The sequence below is a fragment of the Rhodopila sp. genome, assembly GCF_965277165.1.
Taxonomy (GTDB): Bacteria; Pseudomonadota; Alphaproteobacteria; order Acetobacterales; family Acetobacteraceae; genus Rhodopila.
In genome coordinates this window covers 1,129,251-1,146,638 of sequence record NZ_CBDICE010000005.1, presented here as the reverse complement: position 1 = coordinate 1,146,638, position 17,388 = coordinate 1,129,251, and the positions used below count along the sequence as shown (strand labels likewise).

15 protein-coding genes and 1 tRNA gene are annotated in these 17,388 nt (G+C 64.3%); 9 read left to right on the top strand and 7 right to left on the bottom strand.

Features of this window, described 5'->3' with window-relative positions:
- Positions 1-13: 13 nt before the first annotated feature.
- From ACQY4Y_RS06005 to ACQY4Y_RS05985, 5 genes are all read right to left on the bottom strand, one after another.
- Entirely contained in the window at positions 14-337 is a 324-nt protein-coding gene (locus ACQY4Y_RS06005) for a hypothetical protein (RefSeq protein ID WP_428489642.1), read from the bottom strand.
- Positions 338-351: 14 nt separating this feature from the next.
- The gene (locus ACQY4Y_RS06000; RefSeq protein ID WP_428489641.1) at positions 352-777 is read right to left on the bottom strand and encodes a group I truncated hemoglobin; all 426 of its coding nucleotides are present in this window, start codon (positions 775-777) and stop codon (positions 352-354) included.
- On the bottom strand, positions 777-1,649 hold the full coding sequence (locus tag ACQY4Y_RS05995; RefSeq protein WP_428489640.1) for a DUF3034 family protein: 873 nt from the start codon (positions 1,647-1,649) through the stop codon (positions 777-779). Before ACQY4Y_RS05995 ends, ACQY4Y_RS06000 begins: the two co-directional genes overlap by 1 nt.
- Before the next feature lie 296 nt (positions 1,650-1,945).
- The gene (locus ACQY4Y_RS05990) at positions 1,946-3,352 is read right to left on the bottom strand and encodes a VWA domain-containing protein (protein WP_428489639.1); all 1,407 of its coding nucleotides are present in this window, start codon (positions 3,350-3,352) and stop codon (positions 1,946-1,948) included.
- Positions 3,352-4,314 (bottom strand): AAA family ATPase, encoded by a 963-nt coding sequence (locus ACQY4Y_RS05985; RefSeq protein ID WP_428489638.1) that lies wholly within the window; start codon positions 4,312-4,314, stop codon positions 3,352-3,354. The genes ACQY4Y_RS05990 and ACQY4Y_RS05985 overlap by 1 nt, the downstream gene beginning before the upstream one ends.
- Before the next feature lie 591 nt (positions 4,315-4,905).
- Between ACQY4Y_RS05985 and ACQY4Y_RS05980 the strand changes: the two genes are divergently transcribed.
- Together ACQY4Y_RS05980 and ACQY4Y_RS05975 are read left to right on the top strand one after the other, a co-directional pair.
- The gene (locus tag ACQY4Y_RS05980; protein WP_428489637.1) at positions 4,906-5,166 is read left to right on the top strand and encodes a hypothetical protein; all 261 of its coding nucleotides are present in this window, start codon (positions 4,906-4,908) and stop codon (positions 5,164-5,166) included.
- A complete protein-coding gene (locus ACQY4Y_RS05975) occupies positions 5,166-7,325 on the top strand; it encodes a hypothetical protein (RefSeq protein WP_428489636.1) in 2,160 nt (719 codons plus the stop codon). The genes ACQY4Y_RS05980 and ACQY4Y_RS05975 overlap by 1 nt, the downstream gene beginning before the upstream one ends.
- Before the next feature lie 180 nt (positions 7,326-7,505).
- On the opposite strand, the gene ACQY4Y_RS05970 is transcribed toward ACQY4Y_RS05975, so the two are convergent.
- A tRNA-Tyr gene (locus ACQY4Y_RS05970) sits at positions 7,506-7,588 on the bottom strand.
- Between the two features lie 278 nt (positions 7,589-7,866).
- Here ACQY4Y_RS05970 and ACQY4Y_RS05965 point away from each other — a divergent pair.
- From ACQY4Y_RS05965 to ACQY4Y_RS05955, 3 genes are all read left to right on the top strand, one after another.
- Positions 7,867-9,078 (top strand): multidrug effflux MFS transporter, encoded by a 1,212-nt coding sequence (locus ACQY4Y_RS05965; RefSeq protein WP_428489635.1) that lies wholly within the window; start codon positions 7,867-7,869, stop codon positions 9,076-9,078.
- A gap of 10 nt (positions 9,079-9,088) precedes the next feature.
- Positions 9,089-9,832, top strand: a complete 744-nt coding sequence (locus ACQY4Y_RS05960; protein WP_428489634.1) for a gamma-glutamyl-gamma-aminobutyrate hydrolase family protein — start codon at positions 9,089-9,091, stop codon at positions 9,830-9,832.
- A 149-nt stretch (positions 9,833-9,981) separates the two neighbouring features.
- Positions 9,982-10,743 (top strand): short-chain dehydrogenase/reductase, encoded by a 762-nt coding sequence (locus ACQY4Y_RS05955; RefSeq protein WP_428489633.1) that lies wholly within the window; start codon positions 9,982-9,984, stop codon positions 10,741-10,743.
- A 50-nt stretch (positions 10,744-10,793) separates the two neighbouring features.
- Here the strand turns inward: ACQY4Y_RS05955 and ACQY4Y_RS05950 are convergent, their stop codons facing one another.
- Positions 10,794-11,861: an FAS1-like dehydratase domain-containing protein gene (locus ACQY4Y_RS05950; RefSeq protein ID WP_428489632.1), complete on the bottom strand. Its 1,068-nt coding sequence runs from the start codon at positions 11,859-11,861 to the stop codon at positions 10,794-10,796.
- A 230-nt stretch (positions 11,862-12,091) separates the two neighbouring features.
- Between ACQY4Y_RS05950 and ACQY4Y_RS05945 the strand changes: the two genes are divergently transcribed.
- From ACQY4Y_RS05945 to topA, 4 genes are read left to right on the top strand one after another with little or no spacing between them, the layout of a single operon-like run.
- A complete protein-coding gene (locus ACQY4Y_RS05945; RefSeq protein WP_428489631.1) occupies positions 12,092-12,664 on the top strand; it encodes a pyridoxamine 5'-phosphate oxidase family protein in 573 nt (190 codons plus the stop codon).
- 22 nt (positions 12,665-12,686) lie between these two features.
- Complete coding sequence (plsY, locus tag ACQY4Y_RS05940; RefSeq protein WP_428489630.1) at positions 12,687-13,280, top strand: glycerol-3-phosphate 1-O-acyltransferase PlsY; 594 nt, start codon at positions 12,687-12,689, stop codon at positions 13,278-13,280.
- Between the two features lie 49 nt (positions 13,281-13,329).
- Positions 13,330-14,454 (top strand): DNA-processing protein DprA, encoded by a 1,125-nt coding sequence (gene dprA / locus ACQY4Y_RS05935; protein WP_428489629.1) that lies wholly within the window; start codon positions 13,330-13,332, stop codon positions 14,452-14,454.
- Positions 14,455-14,470: 16 nt separating this feature from the next.
- Positions 14,471-17,221, top strand: coding sequence for a type I DNA topoisomerase (topA, locus tag ACQY4Y_RS05930; RefSeq protein WP_428489628.1), 2,751 nt, complete (start codon positions 14,471-14,473; stop codon positions 17,219-17,221).
- Positions 17,222-17,388: the final 167 nt, after the last annotated feature.

Sequence of the window (17,388 nt, the reverse complement as noted above, 5' to 3'; positions counted from 1 at the left end):
GGTGATTCGGGGTTCAATGCACTTCGACCTGGAGCAGCATCTTGGGATGGATATGACAGCGGACCTGAAACAGGCCGGCCTGTGGGAACGTGATATCCACGGCGGTGCCCGGCGCCTGTTCATCGGATTCGAACGTGAAGGATGGCGATTCGACGTAGATCTGGTGGCGGAATTTGTCATCATTGCTGAATCGGATGGTGTCACCGCGGGCAAGCTGCAGGCGGTCGACGGTGAAGGCCCGGTTTTGCTGCGACACGGTGACCATGCCCGCAGCGAGGGTGGTCACCGATAGCGCCGCCATGACGGCCACGAGGACGGGTATCGAGCGAATGCGCACGGTCGGTCTCCTGGCTATTTGGTGACGATATCGCGCTGCATCGGCGCCAGGCGTGCCATCAGCCGATTCTGTGTCCAATAGGGGATGCCGATCTGGCGCATCGCGGTCTGCACGTCCTCGGCCACGGCGTTGAATTTGGCCTGGGTCACGTCGAGACCGGCATGGGCCTCGGCCATCGAGTGGCCGCGATAGACGCAGGGTCCGCCGGTGATCTGGCAGAACTGGTCGGCCAGCCGCTGGCGCAGCCGGTCGAGATTGGTATTATCGAAGTCCGCCTTCACCCTGTTGTCGGCAAGAAATAAGCTGACCGACTGGTCGGCGATACGGGTGACACCTGCCTGGCCGCCGAGATCCTTGAACAGGCTGTCTTGAGCCAGCGCCGATGCCGCGATGGTCGCGGCGAACAGCACGCCAACGCCGGCGGATCTTATCAGCCGCATCAGAATCCTCCTACCAGGGAAAAATAGACGCCGTTCTGATTGCCCTGATTGGCGATCGGACCCAGCGCGGTGAATGCCACCGTCGCCGACAGGTTCTTGTTGACGAAATAGGCGGCGAAGATGTCGTAGGCGGTGCCTTCGTGGGCGAAGCCCAGGTTGTCGGGCTTGGTGCGGACCTCGGCGCCGATGGCGAAGTCTTGGCGCAGCAGCAGCGCCGCGGAACCCTCGAACTGCGCAGTGTAGCCTTGATCGCGGTCGCCGCCGAAGCCCAACAGGCCAAACTGGTTGGCCTTGGTGGCGCGCACAGTGGCATCGACCAGCACGCTCTGTGCCAGGAACAGTTTGGTGGCAGACAGATAATAGTCTTCGCCATCGGCGCTGCGGGCGCCTATCGCGCGCAGCACCGATCCGTTGGACGAGGTCTTGTACTGCATGCCGGCGGCGACCTGCGGGATCCAGCTATCCTGGTCATACACCGCGTCGCCGAACAGGCGGACCTTGGCGCCGATGACATCGAGCTGAAACTGGTATCCCGAACCAAGCCCGAGCTTCGCCCCGGTGGATCCGGTGTCGAACCATTGATGAGTATAGGAGAGTTCGACCCGATTGTACAGGCCGACCGCGGCGCCGGCGCCGTGCAGGGTGAAGCTGGGCAATGCATCGAATGTATAGTGTGCCTCGGCGCCGATCGCGTCGCGGGTGCCGTAGCCGGCGATCAGTGCCCAGGGCACCAGGCCGCCGCCGGCGGCGCCTTCGATCTGTGCCACGCCGGAGGTGGCCAGCAACCGGCCGCTTTCCTGTGCGTGGGCGAAGCCCGGCAGTCCGATCGCCGCAATCAGGCACCAGGCCGGCCATCGGCGGAGTAGCCGCATCCTTCACTCCCGGCAGAGTTGGTCACGCGGTGGTTCGCGCCGGGGTGGACTATGGCGGTTATTTGTTAACAAAGGGTTACGGGCGGGCGCGACTTTGCAATGGTTGCGGGTCTCGCCAGGCCGGTATCGGGCTTTCCGCCGGCGCCCTCGATCCGGGTGGGGCGCGGGGCGCTATCCGATCGTCAGGATGGTTCAACCCTCGCGCCGAGAGACAAAGCTGAGCGTTCCGGGTTCGATCCGCTTGACTTCTTTCAGACCTTGCCGGGCCTTGACCCCTGGGGTGGTGCCGTCGCGATTCAGGTGGAGTGATCCAGGATGTCGGTGATGGTGCGCTCTAGGTTGCGCAGGGTGTTGCAGACGGTTGCCAGGTTGCAGAACGGGGCGTAGCGATACATGTCGGAATCTCCGGTGCCCCACGCCGAACGGTATTCCGGGTTCAACCAGATGATGCGTTTGCAGCGTTGCGACAGCCGCGCCAGGATGTCGGTGCGCGGGTCAGTGCGGTTGCCGCGGGCGTCGCCCAGGATGATGACGGTGGTCTTGTTGGTAACGAAGCGCATCCAGCCATCCTCGAAATCGGCCAGCGCGTTGCCGTAGTTCGACGACCCGAAGCCGATCAGCGACATGATCTGGGCGATGGCGTCCTCGACCGGGTGCCTTTCCAGGATCTCGGACACCTCGATCAACGACCCGGCGAAGGCGAAGGAGCGGATGTCGGACAGCGCCTCGTTGACCGCATAGACGAACATCAGCAGGAACTGCGCCATGGCGGCGACCGACCCGGAGACGTCGCACAGCACCATGACGCGCGGCTTTTCGATGCGTTTCTGTTTCCATACCGTGATAAACGGGATGCCACCCCAACCCATGTTGCGCCGCAGGGTGCGCCTGGTATCGAGCTGGCCGCGCAACCGCCGCCGCCTGGGCTTGGCGTAACGCGCGGCGAGTTTCTTCGCCATCTGCCGCACCAGGATACGCATGCGATCCAGATCGCGCCGTTCAAGATTGGACAACCGGGCGGATTTGAGCAGTTCCTCGCGGAATTTCTCGGTATCGCCGCGGGCGAACAGCAGCAGGTTTCGTTCGACGAAGTCACGCACCGAATCACGCAGGGCCTCGACCCTGGCTTGCAGGAATTGCGCTCGGTTCAGGCCTTCGGCGGTGGCGGACTGGCGCAACTGCTCGATGTCGCGTTCCAGCGGGCGCAGGCCCATGCGGTCGAGGATGCGGCGAGCGTAGAGATTTCTTTGCGTGAAAAAGCGGATGTTTTCGAGGCCGGACTCGCGCGCCGCCTGCTCCATCGCGGTTGCCAGCGTCGCGCGATCGTCCTCTTCAAATAATGACCTGAGTGACTGGCCGCCCTGGCCACCGACGCCATCGCCTACGGCGTTGGGCGCGTGCGGTTGTTGATCCGAGGCCGGCGCGGCGGCGTCGGCCGGGTCACTGCCGGCGGCGAGTTCGTCGCGTTGAAAGTAGATGTCGAACACCTCGTCGTAGGCGGTCTTTTCCTCCGGCGTCTTGGCCAGCAGCAGCCCCAGCGTATCCTTGAGCACGGTGCGGTCGGAAAAGCCGATCAGATCGACCGCGCGGGCGGCATCGATCCCCTCGGCGGCGGACACACGCAGGCCGGCACCGCGGGCGACCTGGAGGAAGCGTCGCAACGGCTCGCTGGCGGGGGCGACGGCGTCGGGCGGGGTTGGCATCAGGTCAGGCCGGCGTCTTGCCTCGCCTTGTGGGTGAGGCCGGCAAGCTGGCGGTCAGCGGCCTCGATATCGGCCTCGAACTTCAGCAGCACGTTCAAGGTGTCGCGCACCAGGTCGACCTCTAGCACCGAGGCGTGCAGCAGCAGCAGGATACGCGCCCAGTCGATGGTTTCACTGACCGAGGGCACCTTCTTCAGGTCGAGGCCGCGCAGCGCCTGGGCAAAGCTGACCAGCTGCTTGAGCAGGCTGGCGTCGATGCCCGGCACGCGGGAGGCGATGATCCGGGCCTCCAGCCGGTCGTCGGGGAAGCCGATATGCAGATGCAGGCAGCGTCGCTTCAGCGCGTCGCCGAGGTCGCGGGTGCTGTTCGATGTCAGCAGCACGATCGGCGGCACACTGGCGCCGATCGTGCCGATTTCAGGGATGGTGACCTGGTAGTCGGACAGTATCTCGAGCAGGAAGGCCTCGAACTCCTGGTCGGACTTGTCGATTTCGTCGATCAGCAGGACCGAACCGCCGGGTTCCTGCAGCGAGCGCAGCAACGGTCGGGGTTCGAGGAATTGGGGCGAGAAGAACACGTCGCCGAAGGCGTGCAGCTTGTCGAGCGCGGTGGTCAGGTTGTCGGCATCGCCGATCACCGCGTTGATCTTGTCCTTGAGGATCTGAGTGTAGAGCAACTGCTTGCCGTATTTCCACTCATACAGTGCCTTGGACTCGTCGAGACCTTCGTAGCACTGCATGCGGATCAACGGCAGCTTCAGCCAGGTGGCGACGGATTTCGCCAGCTCGGTTTTGCCGACGCCGGCGGGGCCTTCGACCAGGATGGGTTTGCGCAGGTGCTGCGCCATGTAGATGGCGGTGGAGATCTGGCGACTGGCGATGTAGCCGGCCTGACTTAGACCGTGTTCGACGGCATCGATCGATCGCAGCGGCGTGTCGCCGTGCGGTGGCGCATCGTTCACATGCGGCTCCGGTTGCTGTTCCGTTTTGGATCGCATCGCTGGGGGGGAATGTCAAACCGGGGTCCGGTCGGCGAAGGATGTGACAGCTCAGGGCCTCGATGGATTGGACACGGGGACATCACCCAAATCCCGAGAGTTTCTGTTTGGTCAGCAAGTTATAAGGCGTCAACGGTCAGGATATAAAGAACCTGTTGTGTAGCACCACTTGAAGGAACCTCAAGGCCGGCTGCACTGCTGGCTCAGTCCGGCCGAGTGTTGGGAATGGAAGGGTATCATTGCCGACATCTATCCCAATCCTCTGCCGCGACCAGCTCGCATCATGATATCATAAGTGGTGTCATGTATCCCGAGGCCTGAGCCTGACGACGACAGTAGAAGACCCAAGGCAGGTCGAATCTCACGATCCATCGTTAACGGGTGAACGTAACTTGACGGGTTCAGTCAAGATGCCCGAACTTGTCGCCTGCCGCGTACAGCGTGCGGCAGGCTTTCAGCGAATCCTTCAGCACATGGCGCCTAAGAGCGGTTCGAGCGCAGGCTATTCGGAATGATCCAAAAGGATGTTGAGATCGGTGAAGCAGGGTGTGATTAATGCATTCGTATCTTTATCTTTTCAGCTTTGCTCTGATCATCTTAGCTGCCGTGCTTCGCGGTTCTCGCAAACGCAACTCACTCCGATCCGGCGACATCACCGGTAATGCGGTAGTGGGTGATGTATCCGGCGATGTCTCGCAAGTAGCCACTGCCCGCGCCCGTGCCGAAAAACCCCGTCCAGATCGGGTGGCTTGGGTTATCGCGATTATTGGTGTCCTCGTTAGTGTAGTGACCCTGATTACCGGGAATTCAAAATAATGCTTTACCCTTTCAGGAGGATTTTCAATAATAGCCGGGTGACGATTGGAGATATATTCGGCAACGTTATTATAGGCAATGTTGGAGGGAACGTCTCTCAAAACGCGATGCTCGAACCGGAGATACAAATACTCGACCCGCCGTGGAGGGATGTATCAAGCCGGCCAGAAGCGAGCCCATTCAATTTGCTTTCTTGGCGGTCGCGACTTGCAAGCAGGTTGATTGGTCGAGAGGCTGATATAGCGAACCTGCTTGCATGGGCGCGCGATGATCCGCGTCTAATTGCGATCCGCGTCTTAACCGGGCCAGGTGGTTCCGGTAAAACCCGGCTTGCGGCAGAGGTCGCCGACCAACTGCTACGGACTGGCTGGCGCGCTGGCATAGCGAACCTCGATAAATCGACCAGACTTCCCATAGCGGCACAAGGCCTATTTCTGATTGTCGATTACCCGGAGGCGGCCCGCGAGATGGTTACCGCCCTCCTTCGCGGAATAGGGCGTTTGGAAAAGCCACCGAGCAGAATACGCGTGGTTCTCGTAAGCCGCCGGGGAAGGGGCTGGTGGCAGGATAATTTTATAGCCGCTCAGGTCAGCGAATTCCTTGACACGTTTGAAACGACAGTTGGACCTTTGCGCCCTCTGCAAACGTGTACGCTTGTTCGCGATGTAGTTGGACGACTCGCCGAATTAATCGGCGTGGCTTTGCCAACTTTGGATGATTTGGTTATTTCCGAGTGGCACGGCCAAAATCCCGAAATACACGGATTGCCTTTGTTCGGCACAGCTGCTGCCTTACACGCCGTGGTCGATGAGGCATCCACCTTCACACTCGCTGGAACGGAAATCGTTGAGGCATTAGTCGCCCGCGAACGAATGCGCCTAGATACTGCTGCCTTAGGCGCGGGATGGCCGGAGGCGAAGGCGGCATCTCGGCTGCATGGGTTGGCGGCACTGCGTGCGGGACTGGACGAGCGAGCGCTGAAGCATTTGGCTAGAATCGCGCCGGATATTGGTCTGCCAACGCCCGAGCGGATTGTTGACAAGGTCGATTCTCTTGGCTGGTGGTATGATGGTCAAGTTCTCGCTCCACAACCGGACTTGCTTGCCGCCGAATTACTCCATCAAACCGTCAAGGAAAGGCCACAAGCCGCCCCCGCTTGGATCGCCGCGACCTTGTTCGAAAGAAAAGCAGTCGAGGTCGATCGATTGGGGCGTCTGTCACATGATATTGCAACGCTGCATGGAGAGTCTGCCCAGTCGCTTGCCGCGTGGATGAATGAAGCTGTGACAGGCGCCCCGGAGTTGGCTACCGTTTGGGATTATCTTCTAAAATCAAGCTCGACAACTTTTCGTCTGGCACCCGTAGCCATTGAAATTGGCCACATCCGGCTATCCGCATCGAGCATCGATGACACTGAGCGCGCGGAGATTCTGCACCATTTGTCTATTCGAAAGTATGATGTGGGTGATGCCGTCGGTGCTTTGGCGGCAAATCAAAAGGCTGTCTGTATCCTTCGTCGACTGGCCTCCACACACCCGCACCCCTTCGAGCCACTTCTAGCTCTAAGCCTGAGTAACTTGTCCAACCGCTTGAGCGAGTCGAAGGACAATACAGCCGCCTTGGATGCGAGTGAGCAAGCTGTCGAAATTTACCGCCGTTTGGCAGCCGACGATCCTGTTAAATTTTACCCGAATCTAGCCCTACTTCTCGTGAATTTGGCTATACCAATGACCGCCGCGAGGTCGGCGGCAGATGGGCTGCGAGCGATCCGGGAAGCGGTCACAATTCTCGAATTTCTGGCGACAGCCAAAGCGTTCGATTTCGAGCCCCTCCTAGCGTCAGCGCTTAGCACCCTGGCCATAGTTTCCAGCGTCGGACAAGACAGCGCCGCAGCGGTTAAGGCAATCCAACGATCGGTAGAAACTCTTCGACGGCGGTCCGCAACTGACCCGGCACGCTTTGAGGGCGACCTCGCCTATAGTCTCGACATCCTGGCGCTGTTGGTTGCGAAGTGCGACAACGCGAGTGCTGTAGATGCGGCTCACCAAGCGGTCGAGATCAATCGTCGTCTGGCTGCCGCCAATCCGGCCCGCTTCGAACTGCAGCTTCAGCAAAGCCTGAATACCCTATCCTATTGCCAACGTACATCAGGAATATAGCGCACTCATTGCACTTGTGCCCGCCCGCGGAAAGCCTCGCAGAGATAAAGATTGTTGTGGGCAGATTTACCCAAAGGGCACTTTTCCCAGCAGGTATAGCGAGTGTTCGGCGTATCAAGGTGCGTGCAACCTGCTGATTAACTGACTTTCTCGGAGCTTCCTGACTTAATCGTTGCGAAATGGAGGGGGTTGGATTCGAACCAACGTAGGCGCACGCCAGCGGATTTACAGTCCGCCCCCTTTAGCCGCTCGGGCACCCCTCCGCGTCGGGAAGCGGGGACTAAAGCCAAAGACAGCCGGCTGTCAACGCGCACGTTCAGCGCGAAACCGAGCAGAGCCGAGCGGGGTTCGGCCGGTAACGACTGGCCGGGACCGACAGGGCCGCACCGGCTGGGCGGCGGCGGCGTGCCCGGTGGTGCGGCAAAATCTCGGCGGATCGCGAAACCCTTGACCGCGGCGGCGTTTTTCCGGCACGTGTAGAGCAACGAGAACCGCGCCGGGGACGACGCTCATCCACCTCCAACCGCCAGATCGAGCCGGGATGAGCCTCCACGACGCACGCCGGGCAGTCCATCCGAGCTGGTTGCCAACCTTGCTTGGTCTGTTCATCGCCGTCGGGCCGGCAGCAACGGACATGTATCTGCCAGCGTTCCCCGCCGTGGAGGCCAGTTTCCACACCGCGCCGGGCACCGCGCAACTGACCCTGGCGACCTGGTTCGCCGGGCTCGCGGTCGGCCAGATCACCCAGGGCACGCTGTCGGACCGGTTCGGCCGGCGGGGGCCGCTGATGGCTGGCTTCCTGGTGTTCACGCTCTGCACCATCGGCTGCGCGCTGTCGCCCAGCTTGGCGGCGCTGGCCGGGTTCCGCGCGGTCGCGGCGTTCGGGGCGTCGGCTGGAATGGTGATATCGCGCGCGGTGGTGCGCGACTTGGCCGAGGGCCAGGCGGCGGCGATCATGATGTCGCGGCTGGTGCTGGTGATGGGGGTGGCGCCGATCTTGGCGCCGACCATCGGCGGTGCGATCCTGGCGTTCGCCCATTGGCGGGGGATCTTCTGGCTGCTGACCATCTACGGCACCGCCTGCGTCATCACCGCTTGGAGGGTGCTGCCCGAGACTTTGCCGGCGGAGCGGCGCACGCAACTGAGCCTGACTGGACAGATGGCGCGCTACCTGGTGATCGCGCGCGAGAAGACGTTTCTGAACCACGCGATCATGGGCGGCTGCAGCACGTTCTGCCTGTTCGCCTATCTGGCCGGCTGCTCGCCGGTGTTCGAGGACGGCTTCGGGCTCAGCCCGACCGGGTTCGCGATGATCTTCGGGTTGTGCGCGGTCAGCTTGGTGATCTGCTCGCAGCTCAATGCTCGGATGCTGCCGCATTTCGGACTGTCGCGGATGCTGACGATGGTGGCGCGGGTTTCGTTTTGCGGCACGGCGGTGCTGCTGGTGCTGGCGTTCAGCGGGGTCCATGTGTTGGCGGCGATCGTAGCGCCGCTGGTGCTGGTGATCGGCTGCCAGGGGTTCAACAACGCCAACGCCACGGCGGGGGCGCTGCTGCGCCATGCCGCGCACGCCGGCAGCGCATCGGCGCTGATGGGCACCTTTCAGTTCGGCCTCGGCGCGGTTTCCGGTGTGCTGGTCGGGCTGCTAACCGACGGTACGCCCCGGGGCATGGCGGCGCTGATGTTCTGTGGCATGCTGGGCGCCGTGATCGCCGACCGCTTCCGCATCCGCCCCGAAACTGTCCCTGCATGATTGTCCGGGCATGATCGTCGGCATCCCTGCCTGCGCCAAGGCTCTCGGTCCGTTGGGCGCCGAGATGCCGTTCCACCAGACTCCGGCGCGTTACGCCCAGGCGGTGCTGGGCTGCGTCGGCGCGCTGCCGGTGCTGATCCCGCCGCTGGGCGAGCCGATGCTCGGACTGCTGGACACGCTGGACGGTTTGCTGGTTCCGGGCAGTCCCAGCAATGTGCATCCCAGCCACTATGCCGGCGGCGACAGCGAGACGCCTGATCTGCACGACCCGGAGCGTGACCACACCACGCTGCCGCTGATCCGCGCGGCGATCGCCGCAGCGATCCCGGTGCTGGCGATCTGCCGCGGCATCCAGGAGTTGAACGTGGCGCTGGGCGGGTCGCTGTTCCAGCGGGTGCATGTCCACCCGGGCATCAGCGATCATCGCGGCGGTGCAGGCGCGCACGAGGTGCGCTATGGCCCGAAGCACCCGATCAGCGTCAGCGGCGGCCTTGCCCGGCTGGTCGGGGCGGAAAGGATCGAGGTGAACTCGCTGCACGGCCAGGCGATCGACCGGCTGGGGGCCGGGTTGGTGGTGGAGGCGCGGGCGCCGGACGGCACCATCGAGGCGGTGGCGATGCCGTCGGCGCCTGGCTGGGTGCTGGGGGTTCAGTGGCATCCGGAGTGGGGGTTTGCCACCAACCCGCACAGTGTTGCTATTTTCACCGCCTTCGGCGAAGCCTGCCGGGCTCGAAGGCGTGCCCAGGTCGGGTAATCGGGCGGCCTGAGTCGCTGAGGCATAGCCGCGCCGTGCTTTCTTGGGCCTTGTTGGCGCGGCGATCCGCTTTAGGCGAACCGGCGCGACTGGACGCGCCGAGGTTTGAGTACTCAAACAAGCGCACAAAAACAGAAAGGCGGGCAGTGATGGACCTTCAACTGGCGGGCAAGACGGTGCTGATCACCGGCGGGTCGAAAGGCATCGGCAAGGCGGCCGCCGAGGTACTGGCCGAGGAGGGCTGCAACCTGATCCTGGTGGCGCGTGATGGTTCGGTGCTCGACGCCGCGGCGGCGGAGATCCGCAGCAAGCGGCAGGTCAACGTGCGCACCATCGCCGCCGACCTGTCGAGCGACGCATCGGTCCGCAAAGTCGCGGCTGAGGCCGGCGAGCTCGACGTGCTGGTGAACAACGCCGGGGCGATCCCGCCCGGCGACGTGGCGTCGGTGGACGATGCGAAGTGGCGTCAGGCGTGGGATCTGAAGGTGTTCGGCTACATCTCGTTCTGCCGGGTGATCTACGCCCAGATGAAAGCCCGCAAGGCCGGCGTGATCGTCAACGTGATCGGTTCGGCGGGAGAGAAATTTCCCACCAACTATATCGCCGGCGCGGCAGGCAACGCGTCGCTGATGGCGTTTACCCGAGCACTGGGCCGAGGCGCGCCGGCGGATGGGTTGCGGGTGGTGGCGATCAACCCTGGGCCGGTGGAGACCGATCGGCTGGTAATGCTGCGCAAGGCGGAAGCGAAGCAGAAATGGGGTGATGAGAGCCGCTGGCGGGACCTGAGTGCGGCGATGCCGTTCGGCCGGCCGGCGACCCCACGCGAGATCGGCAATGCGGTGGCGTTCCTGGCGAGTTCGGTGTCGGGCTACACCACCGGGACGGTGCTGACAATCGATGGCGGCGGTTGAAAGGAAAGTGCCCCGGCACCCTAATTAGACTGGCCGGGGCACGCCTCTCTTCAGACTTGGTAGTGGAAAACCGTAAACTCCTGCGTGCGCACCAGCTCGGCCCGCTGATTGTACAACAGCCGTTCCGTGGTGATGAAGTAGCCCTCGCCCAGCTTGGTCGTTTTCTTCTGACTGCAGCTCTTCATCCTGAGTTCAACGCGCGCGGTGTCTCCAGGCTTCAGCGGAATGAAAAAGCGCGAGGCTGCCCGCACGACGGCGATTTCAGGATAGCCTGGTGGACTAACCAACGTGCCCCCCTGCACCAGACTCTGCCGCAACGACTGCAACAGCGGAATGCCAGTCAGACCTTGGCGCACCGCATCCGGAATGTGTTCGCCGGGCTTCAGGTAACCGATCCCCAATTTGGCCGCGGAGCCAGCACCGAAGAACATGGAGGTGGGCGGAGCGATGACGCCGCCATGCCGGCTCGAAGCCGCGTACGCCTCGTCCCAATAGAGCGGATTCCAATCCTCGAGCGCTTCACACCAGAGCTGGATTTCCTCCTTGGTCAGCGGTTGCGCCGGCAGCCCTCCTGCCTGCCGCGACTGGCCCAGGAACGGTTGCGCGAAGTCGGGAAGGTCCGTTGCGGACCCGTCCGTCTGGACCGATCCGGCGGCGTTCAGCGGTCGGGCCTTCTCTCCCGAACGCGATGGCAAGGCCATCGTCGCCGTCGCGCTCGCGGCCTCGGCCGCCACGGCGTGCGCGATATTGAGGTCCACCAGATCGACCAGGTAAGCGCCATCCTCTCCGCGGTAGCGGCGCCCCACGCGGCCGGTGACCTCAAGCATATCGTTAGTACAGCTTTGCGTCCGCATACTGAAGGTGAGCGAGCGGATTTCGCCTTCGGGACCCGACCAGTCGGTCAGCAGACGCCCGAACAGGCCCGCCACGTGCGGCGTGGAGATGAAAGCATCCCTCGCACCGGCCATGCGCGCGTAGTCGCCGTCGAAATGGACATAATCATAAAGTCCGCTGGCGCGAACGAAGGCGACGAGGCGCAAAAGGCTGAGCTCATAGGTGAAGGCCGGAAGCTGCTGCCCCGGCTCCACGTCCTCCCAGTAGATGCTATAGCGGCCCATCCGATGCTCCTGTCGTGGCAAATTGCCAGCGACCTCACCAGACTGCCAACCATCCCCTCGAATGTCCAAGTCGCGCCGACCGCTCGTGGCGTGGCCATGACCAGACGAAGGCTTACGCTCACCGCCACCATGTCCTGACCGAAGATCCGTGGTATTATAGGGAAGCGCTGCCCCGCCGTCCCGCGCCGGGCGATGGGGATGCGAATCGCCCCGGTTTCAAGAGGAATCCCATGGCAAAGCAGTTCGCGCACATCGAACCGGCCCACGCCGCATTCATCGCGCGGCAGCATGTCTTCTTCACCGCCTCGGCGGCTGCCAGTGGCCGCGTCAACGTCTCGCCGCGAGGCACCGACGCATTCCGCCTGTTGGACCCGAACAGCGTTGCCTACCTCGATCAGACCGGCAGCGGGAACGAGACGGCCGCCCATCTGCGCGCCTCGGGCCGGCTGACCATCATGTTCTGCGGTTTCGAGGCCGCCCCGATGATCCTGCGACTCTACGGCCAGGGCCGGTCACTACCACGCGGCACGCCCGAGTACCACGCCCTTCTGGCCGCTGCTTACGACAATCAGGACACACCCGGCGCCCGGCAGATCATTCGCCTCGCGATCGACCTGGTGCAGACCAGTTGTGGCTACGGCGTGCCGCTGTTCGACTATAAGGAAGACCGTCCGACGCTGCGGCGCTGGGCGGAAACCAAGGGCGAGGCGGCGGTGGCCGCTTATCGCCGCCAAAAGAATGTTCTCAGCCTCGATGGTTTCGAGACCGGGCTCGCGGCGGACGAGCCCGCTCTGACGGACTGACCGCGTGATCTCCGACGGAATCATGACAATCCTGGCATGCCTGTTCGGCTATCTGCTGGGCTCGATCCCGTTCGGCCTATTGCTGACCAGGCTGGCCGGGGCCGGGGATATCCGCGGCATTGGGTCCGGCAATATCGGTGCAACCAACGTGCTGCGCACCGGACGCAAGGGATTGGCTGCGGCCACCCTGCTGCTTGACGGAGTCAAGGGCGCTGCCGCGGTGCTGATCGCCGGCTGGTTGGCCGATCCCGACATCGCCATGCTCGCCGGCCTTGCCGCCGTGCTCGGCCACCTATTCCCGGTTTGGCTTCGCTTTAAAGGCGGAAAGGGCGTCGCAACTGCCCTTGGTGTGCTGATCGCCGCCGCGTGGCCTGTCGGTCTGGCGGCGTGCGCGGTCTGGCTGGTGGTCGCCGCCATTGCCCGGCTCTCATCGCTGGCCTCGCTCGTGGCGCTCGCGTCGGCCCCCTTGGTCGGCCTGATCCTGAAGGATTTCAGCGTCGTTAAGCTGGCGTTAACCATTGCCGTGCTGGTGTTCGTGCGCCACCAGACCAACATCCGCCGCCTGATCGCCGGAACCGAACCTCGCATCGGCCGTCGCGACACCGGGGGCGCCTGATCCAGCCCGCGCGGCAGCTTCGCCGGCGGCACCATGGGACGCCGCCGCCATGCCAACCTGGACTGACCAGATCGACCACCTGCGGCTGATCCGCACCGAGGGCGTCGGACCCGTCACCTATCGCCGGCTGCTTGACCGCTATCACACGCCGGCTGCCGCGCTGGCGGCGCTGCCCCGGCTCGCCCGAGCTGGCGGGCGTTCAGCCCCGCCGACGATTCCGTCCGGTTCCGAGGCGGCCGCTGAACTCGAGCGCACGTACGCGATCGGGGCTCGCATGGTGTTCCTGGCCGATCCGGACTATCCGCACCTTCTGGCGCTATTGGACGACGCGCCGCCGTGCCTCATCATGAAGGGCGACGCTGGACTGGCCGGACTACGCTGTATCGCGGCGGTGGGTGGCCGCAACGCGTCGGCCAATGGTCAGCGGATGGCGGAAACCCTGGCGGCGGACCTGGCGGCGAGCATGGTCGTGGTGTCGGGTCTGGCGCGCGGCGTCGACACCTCGGCGCATCGCGGCGCGATGCGAACGGGGCGCACCATCGCGGTGATCGCCGGCGGCATCGACCAGCCATACCCGCCGGAAAACGCCGAACTGCATCGTCGGATCGGCGAAACCGACCTGCTGGTCACCGAGGCGGCGTTCGGCACCGAACCGCAAGGCCGCCATTTCCCGCGCCGCAACCGCATCATCGCCGGCCTGTCGTTGGGCGTCGTGGTGGTCGAGGCGGCCTTGCGCTCGGGCAGCCTGATCACCGCCCAGATCGCCCAGGAAACCGGCCGTGAGGTGTTCGCGGTGCCCGGATCGCCGCTCGATCCACGCGCCCGCGGCGGCAACGACCTGATCCGCCAGGGCGCGATCCTAGTGGAAACCGCCGCCGATGTGCTGGACAACCTGCCGGCCGAACCCGGCCCGCCACAGCCGCGCACCCGCCGCTTCGGCGAACCGGATCCGACCTTTCCCGCCCCTCCGGCCGGCGCCGAACCGCCCCCCGAGGCGCGCCGGCAGGTGCTGTCGCTGCTGTCGCCGGAACCGACCATGGTTGACGATCTGGTGCGGCATTGCCACTTGACGCCGGCGGTTACAATGGCGGTTCTACTGGAACTTGAGCTCGCCGGGCGTGTAGAGACGCTTGCTGGCAGCCGCGTGGCGCTCTTGCCGGACGCAATCGAGTAGGATACCGCACCGTTCAATGTCAGACGTCGTCGTTGTCGAATCCCCGGCCAAGGCCAAGACCATCAATCGCTACCTGGGTGGCGGCTACACGGTGCTTGCCAGCTTCGGGCACGTCCGCGACCTGCCGCCGAAGGATGGCAGCGTGCGCCCGGATCAGGATTTCGCGATGGACTGGGAGTCCGACGCGCGCGGCGACAAGCAGGTCGGCGCCATCGCCAAGGCGCTGAAAGGCGCCAAGACGCTATACCTGGCGACCGACCCCGATCGCGAGGGCGAGGCGATTTCATGGCACGTGCGCGCCATGCTGGCCGACAAGAAGGCGCTGAAGGGTGTCGCCGTGCACCGCATCAGCTTCAATGAGATCACCCGCAACGCCGTCCGCTACGCCATCGAGCACCCCAGGGAGCTGGATCAGCCGCTGATCGAGGCCTATATGGCCCGCCGCGCGCTGGATTACCTGGTGGGGTTCACCCTGTCCCCGGTACTCTGGCGCAAGCTGCCCGGCAGCCGCAGCGCCGGGCGCGTCCAGTCGGTCGCGCTGCGCCTGATCTGCGACCGCGAAGCCGAGATCGAGGTGTTCCGCGCCCGCGAATACTGGTCGATCGAGGCGCTGTTCATCACCCCCGCCGGCGCCCCGTTCACCGCCCGGCTGACCCATCTGAACGGCAAGCGGCTCGACCAGTTCGACCTCAACACCGAGACCCTGGCGCTGGCCGCCAAGGCCGCGGTCGAGGCCGGCAGCTTCAGCGTTGGCGCGGTCGAGCGCAGGCGGGTCAAGCGCAACCCACCGCCGCCGTTCACCACATCGACGCTGCAGCAGGAAGCCTCACGCAAGCTGGGTTTCGGCGCCCAGCAGACCATGCGGCTGGCGCAAGGCCTGTATGAAGGCGTCGATATCGACGGCGAGACCACCGGCCTGATCACCTATATGCGCACCGACGGCGTGCAGATGGCGCAGGAAGCGGTGCACGGCATCCGCGACCACGTCAAGTCCAGCTTCGGCGCCAATTACCTGCCCGCCGCGCCGCGCGAGTACACCAGCAAGGCAAAGAACGCGCAGGAAGCCCACGAGGCGATTCGCCCGACCGATGTGACCCGCACGCCGGACTCCGTGGCGCGCGGCCTGGACTTCGATCAACGCCGGCTGTATGAGTTGGTCTGGAAGCGCGCGGTGGCCTCGCAGATGCAGTCCGCCGAACTGGACCAGGTCAGCGTCGATGTCACCGACAACAAGGGACTAAAATTGCGCGCCACGGGCTCGATCGTGGCGTTCGACGGATTTCTTAAGCTGTACCGCGAAGACACCGACGACAAGGCCGAAGGCGCGCCGGACGAAGACGACAACCGCATGCTGCCGCCGATGAGCGAGCGCGATCCGCTGAAGCGCCAGAAGGTGGACGCCAGCCAGCATTTCACCCAGCCGCCGCCGCGCTATTCGGAAGCCAGCCTGGTGAAGAAGATGGAGGAACTGGGGATCGGGCGGCCATCGACCTACGCCTCGATCCTGTCGGTGCTGCAGGACCGCAACTACGTCAAGCTGGATAAGCGGCGGTTCGTGCCGGAGGATCGCGGCCGGCTGGTGACCGCGTTCCTGATCAGCTTCTTCGAGCACTACGTCGACACCGGCTTCACCGCCGGGCTGGAGGAAAAACTCGACGAGATCTCCGCCGGCCAGCTCGAATGGCGGACGGTGATGCATGCGTTCTGGGAGGAATTTTCCAAAGCGGTCGAGCAGACCCGCGAGTTGAAGATCAGCGACGTGATCAACGCGCTGGACCAGGATCTGGGTCCGCACTTCTTTCCGGCGCGAGAGGATGGTTCCGACCCCCGGGTCTGCGCCGCCTGCGGCACCGGGCGGCTGGGGCTGAAGCTGGGGCGCTATGGCAGCTTCATCGGCTGCTCGAATTATCCCACCTGCCAGTATACCCGCCGGCTGGCGATCGACGTCGGCGAAGACGGCGGCGAGACCCTGAAGGAGGGCATGCGCTCGCTCGGCCATCATCCCGATTCCGGTGAGGAGATCACCGTCCGGCGCGGGCCGTACGGTCTGTACGTGCAGCAGGGCGAGACCTCCGAGGACAAGAAGCTGCGTCCAAGACGCACCTCGTTGGCGCGCGGCATGGACGGCGAGAACCTGACGCTGGAGCAGGCACTGGGGCTTTTGGCGTTGCCGCGCGAGATCGGGCTGCATCCGGAAACCAAGGAGAAAATCGAGGCCGGAATCGGGCGGTTCGGACCGTATGTGAAGATGGGCGCGGTGTTCGGGTCGCTGGACCGCGACGACGACGTTCTGGCGCTGGGGCTGAACCGGGCGGTCGATCTGCTGGCCAAGAAGCTGGCCAGCGTGCGCACGATCGGGCCGCACCCGGCGGACCGCGAGCTGGTCAGCGTGCGCAAGGGCCGCTTCGGTCCGTATGTCCAGCACGCCAAGATGGTTGCCAACCTGCCGCGTGGGTTGGCGATGGACGATATTACCCTGGATCAGGCGGTGGCGCTGCTGGCGGAGAAGGGCAAGGCGCTGAAGCCGCGCGGCGCGGCTGGCCGCAAGGGCGGTCGGGCGGGTTCCAAGGCGGCCGATCGGTCGGCTGCGAAGGGTGCTGCGGCCGAGGCATCGGTGACCGAGGCGGCGGCCGGGACGGCCAAGCCGAAGCAGGCGGTGGCAAAGAAGCCGGCCCGTGCCGCGACGGCCAAGAAGAAGGCCGCAACCGGGAAGAAGAAGGCCGCTGCCAAGGCGCCGGCGAGGATGACCCATCGGGCAGCGGAGTGAGCGTTGGTATGGTCGCTGCGTTGCGGCTACCCGCGACCGCAGTGGTTCCAAGTGCGAGACCTGGGTGGCCGACCCAAGCCGCTGGCCGGTCATGGCTCGGCAGTATCGTGGATGATGCGGCGCTCGCTCGCGGGCCGACTTGCCCGATCATAACCCGCCCGATCATA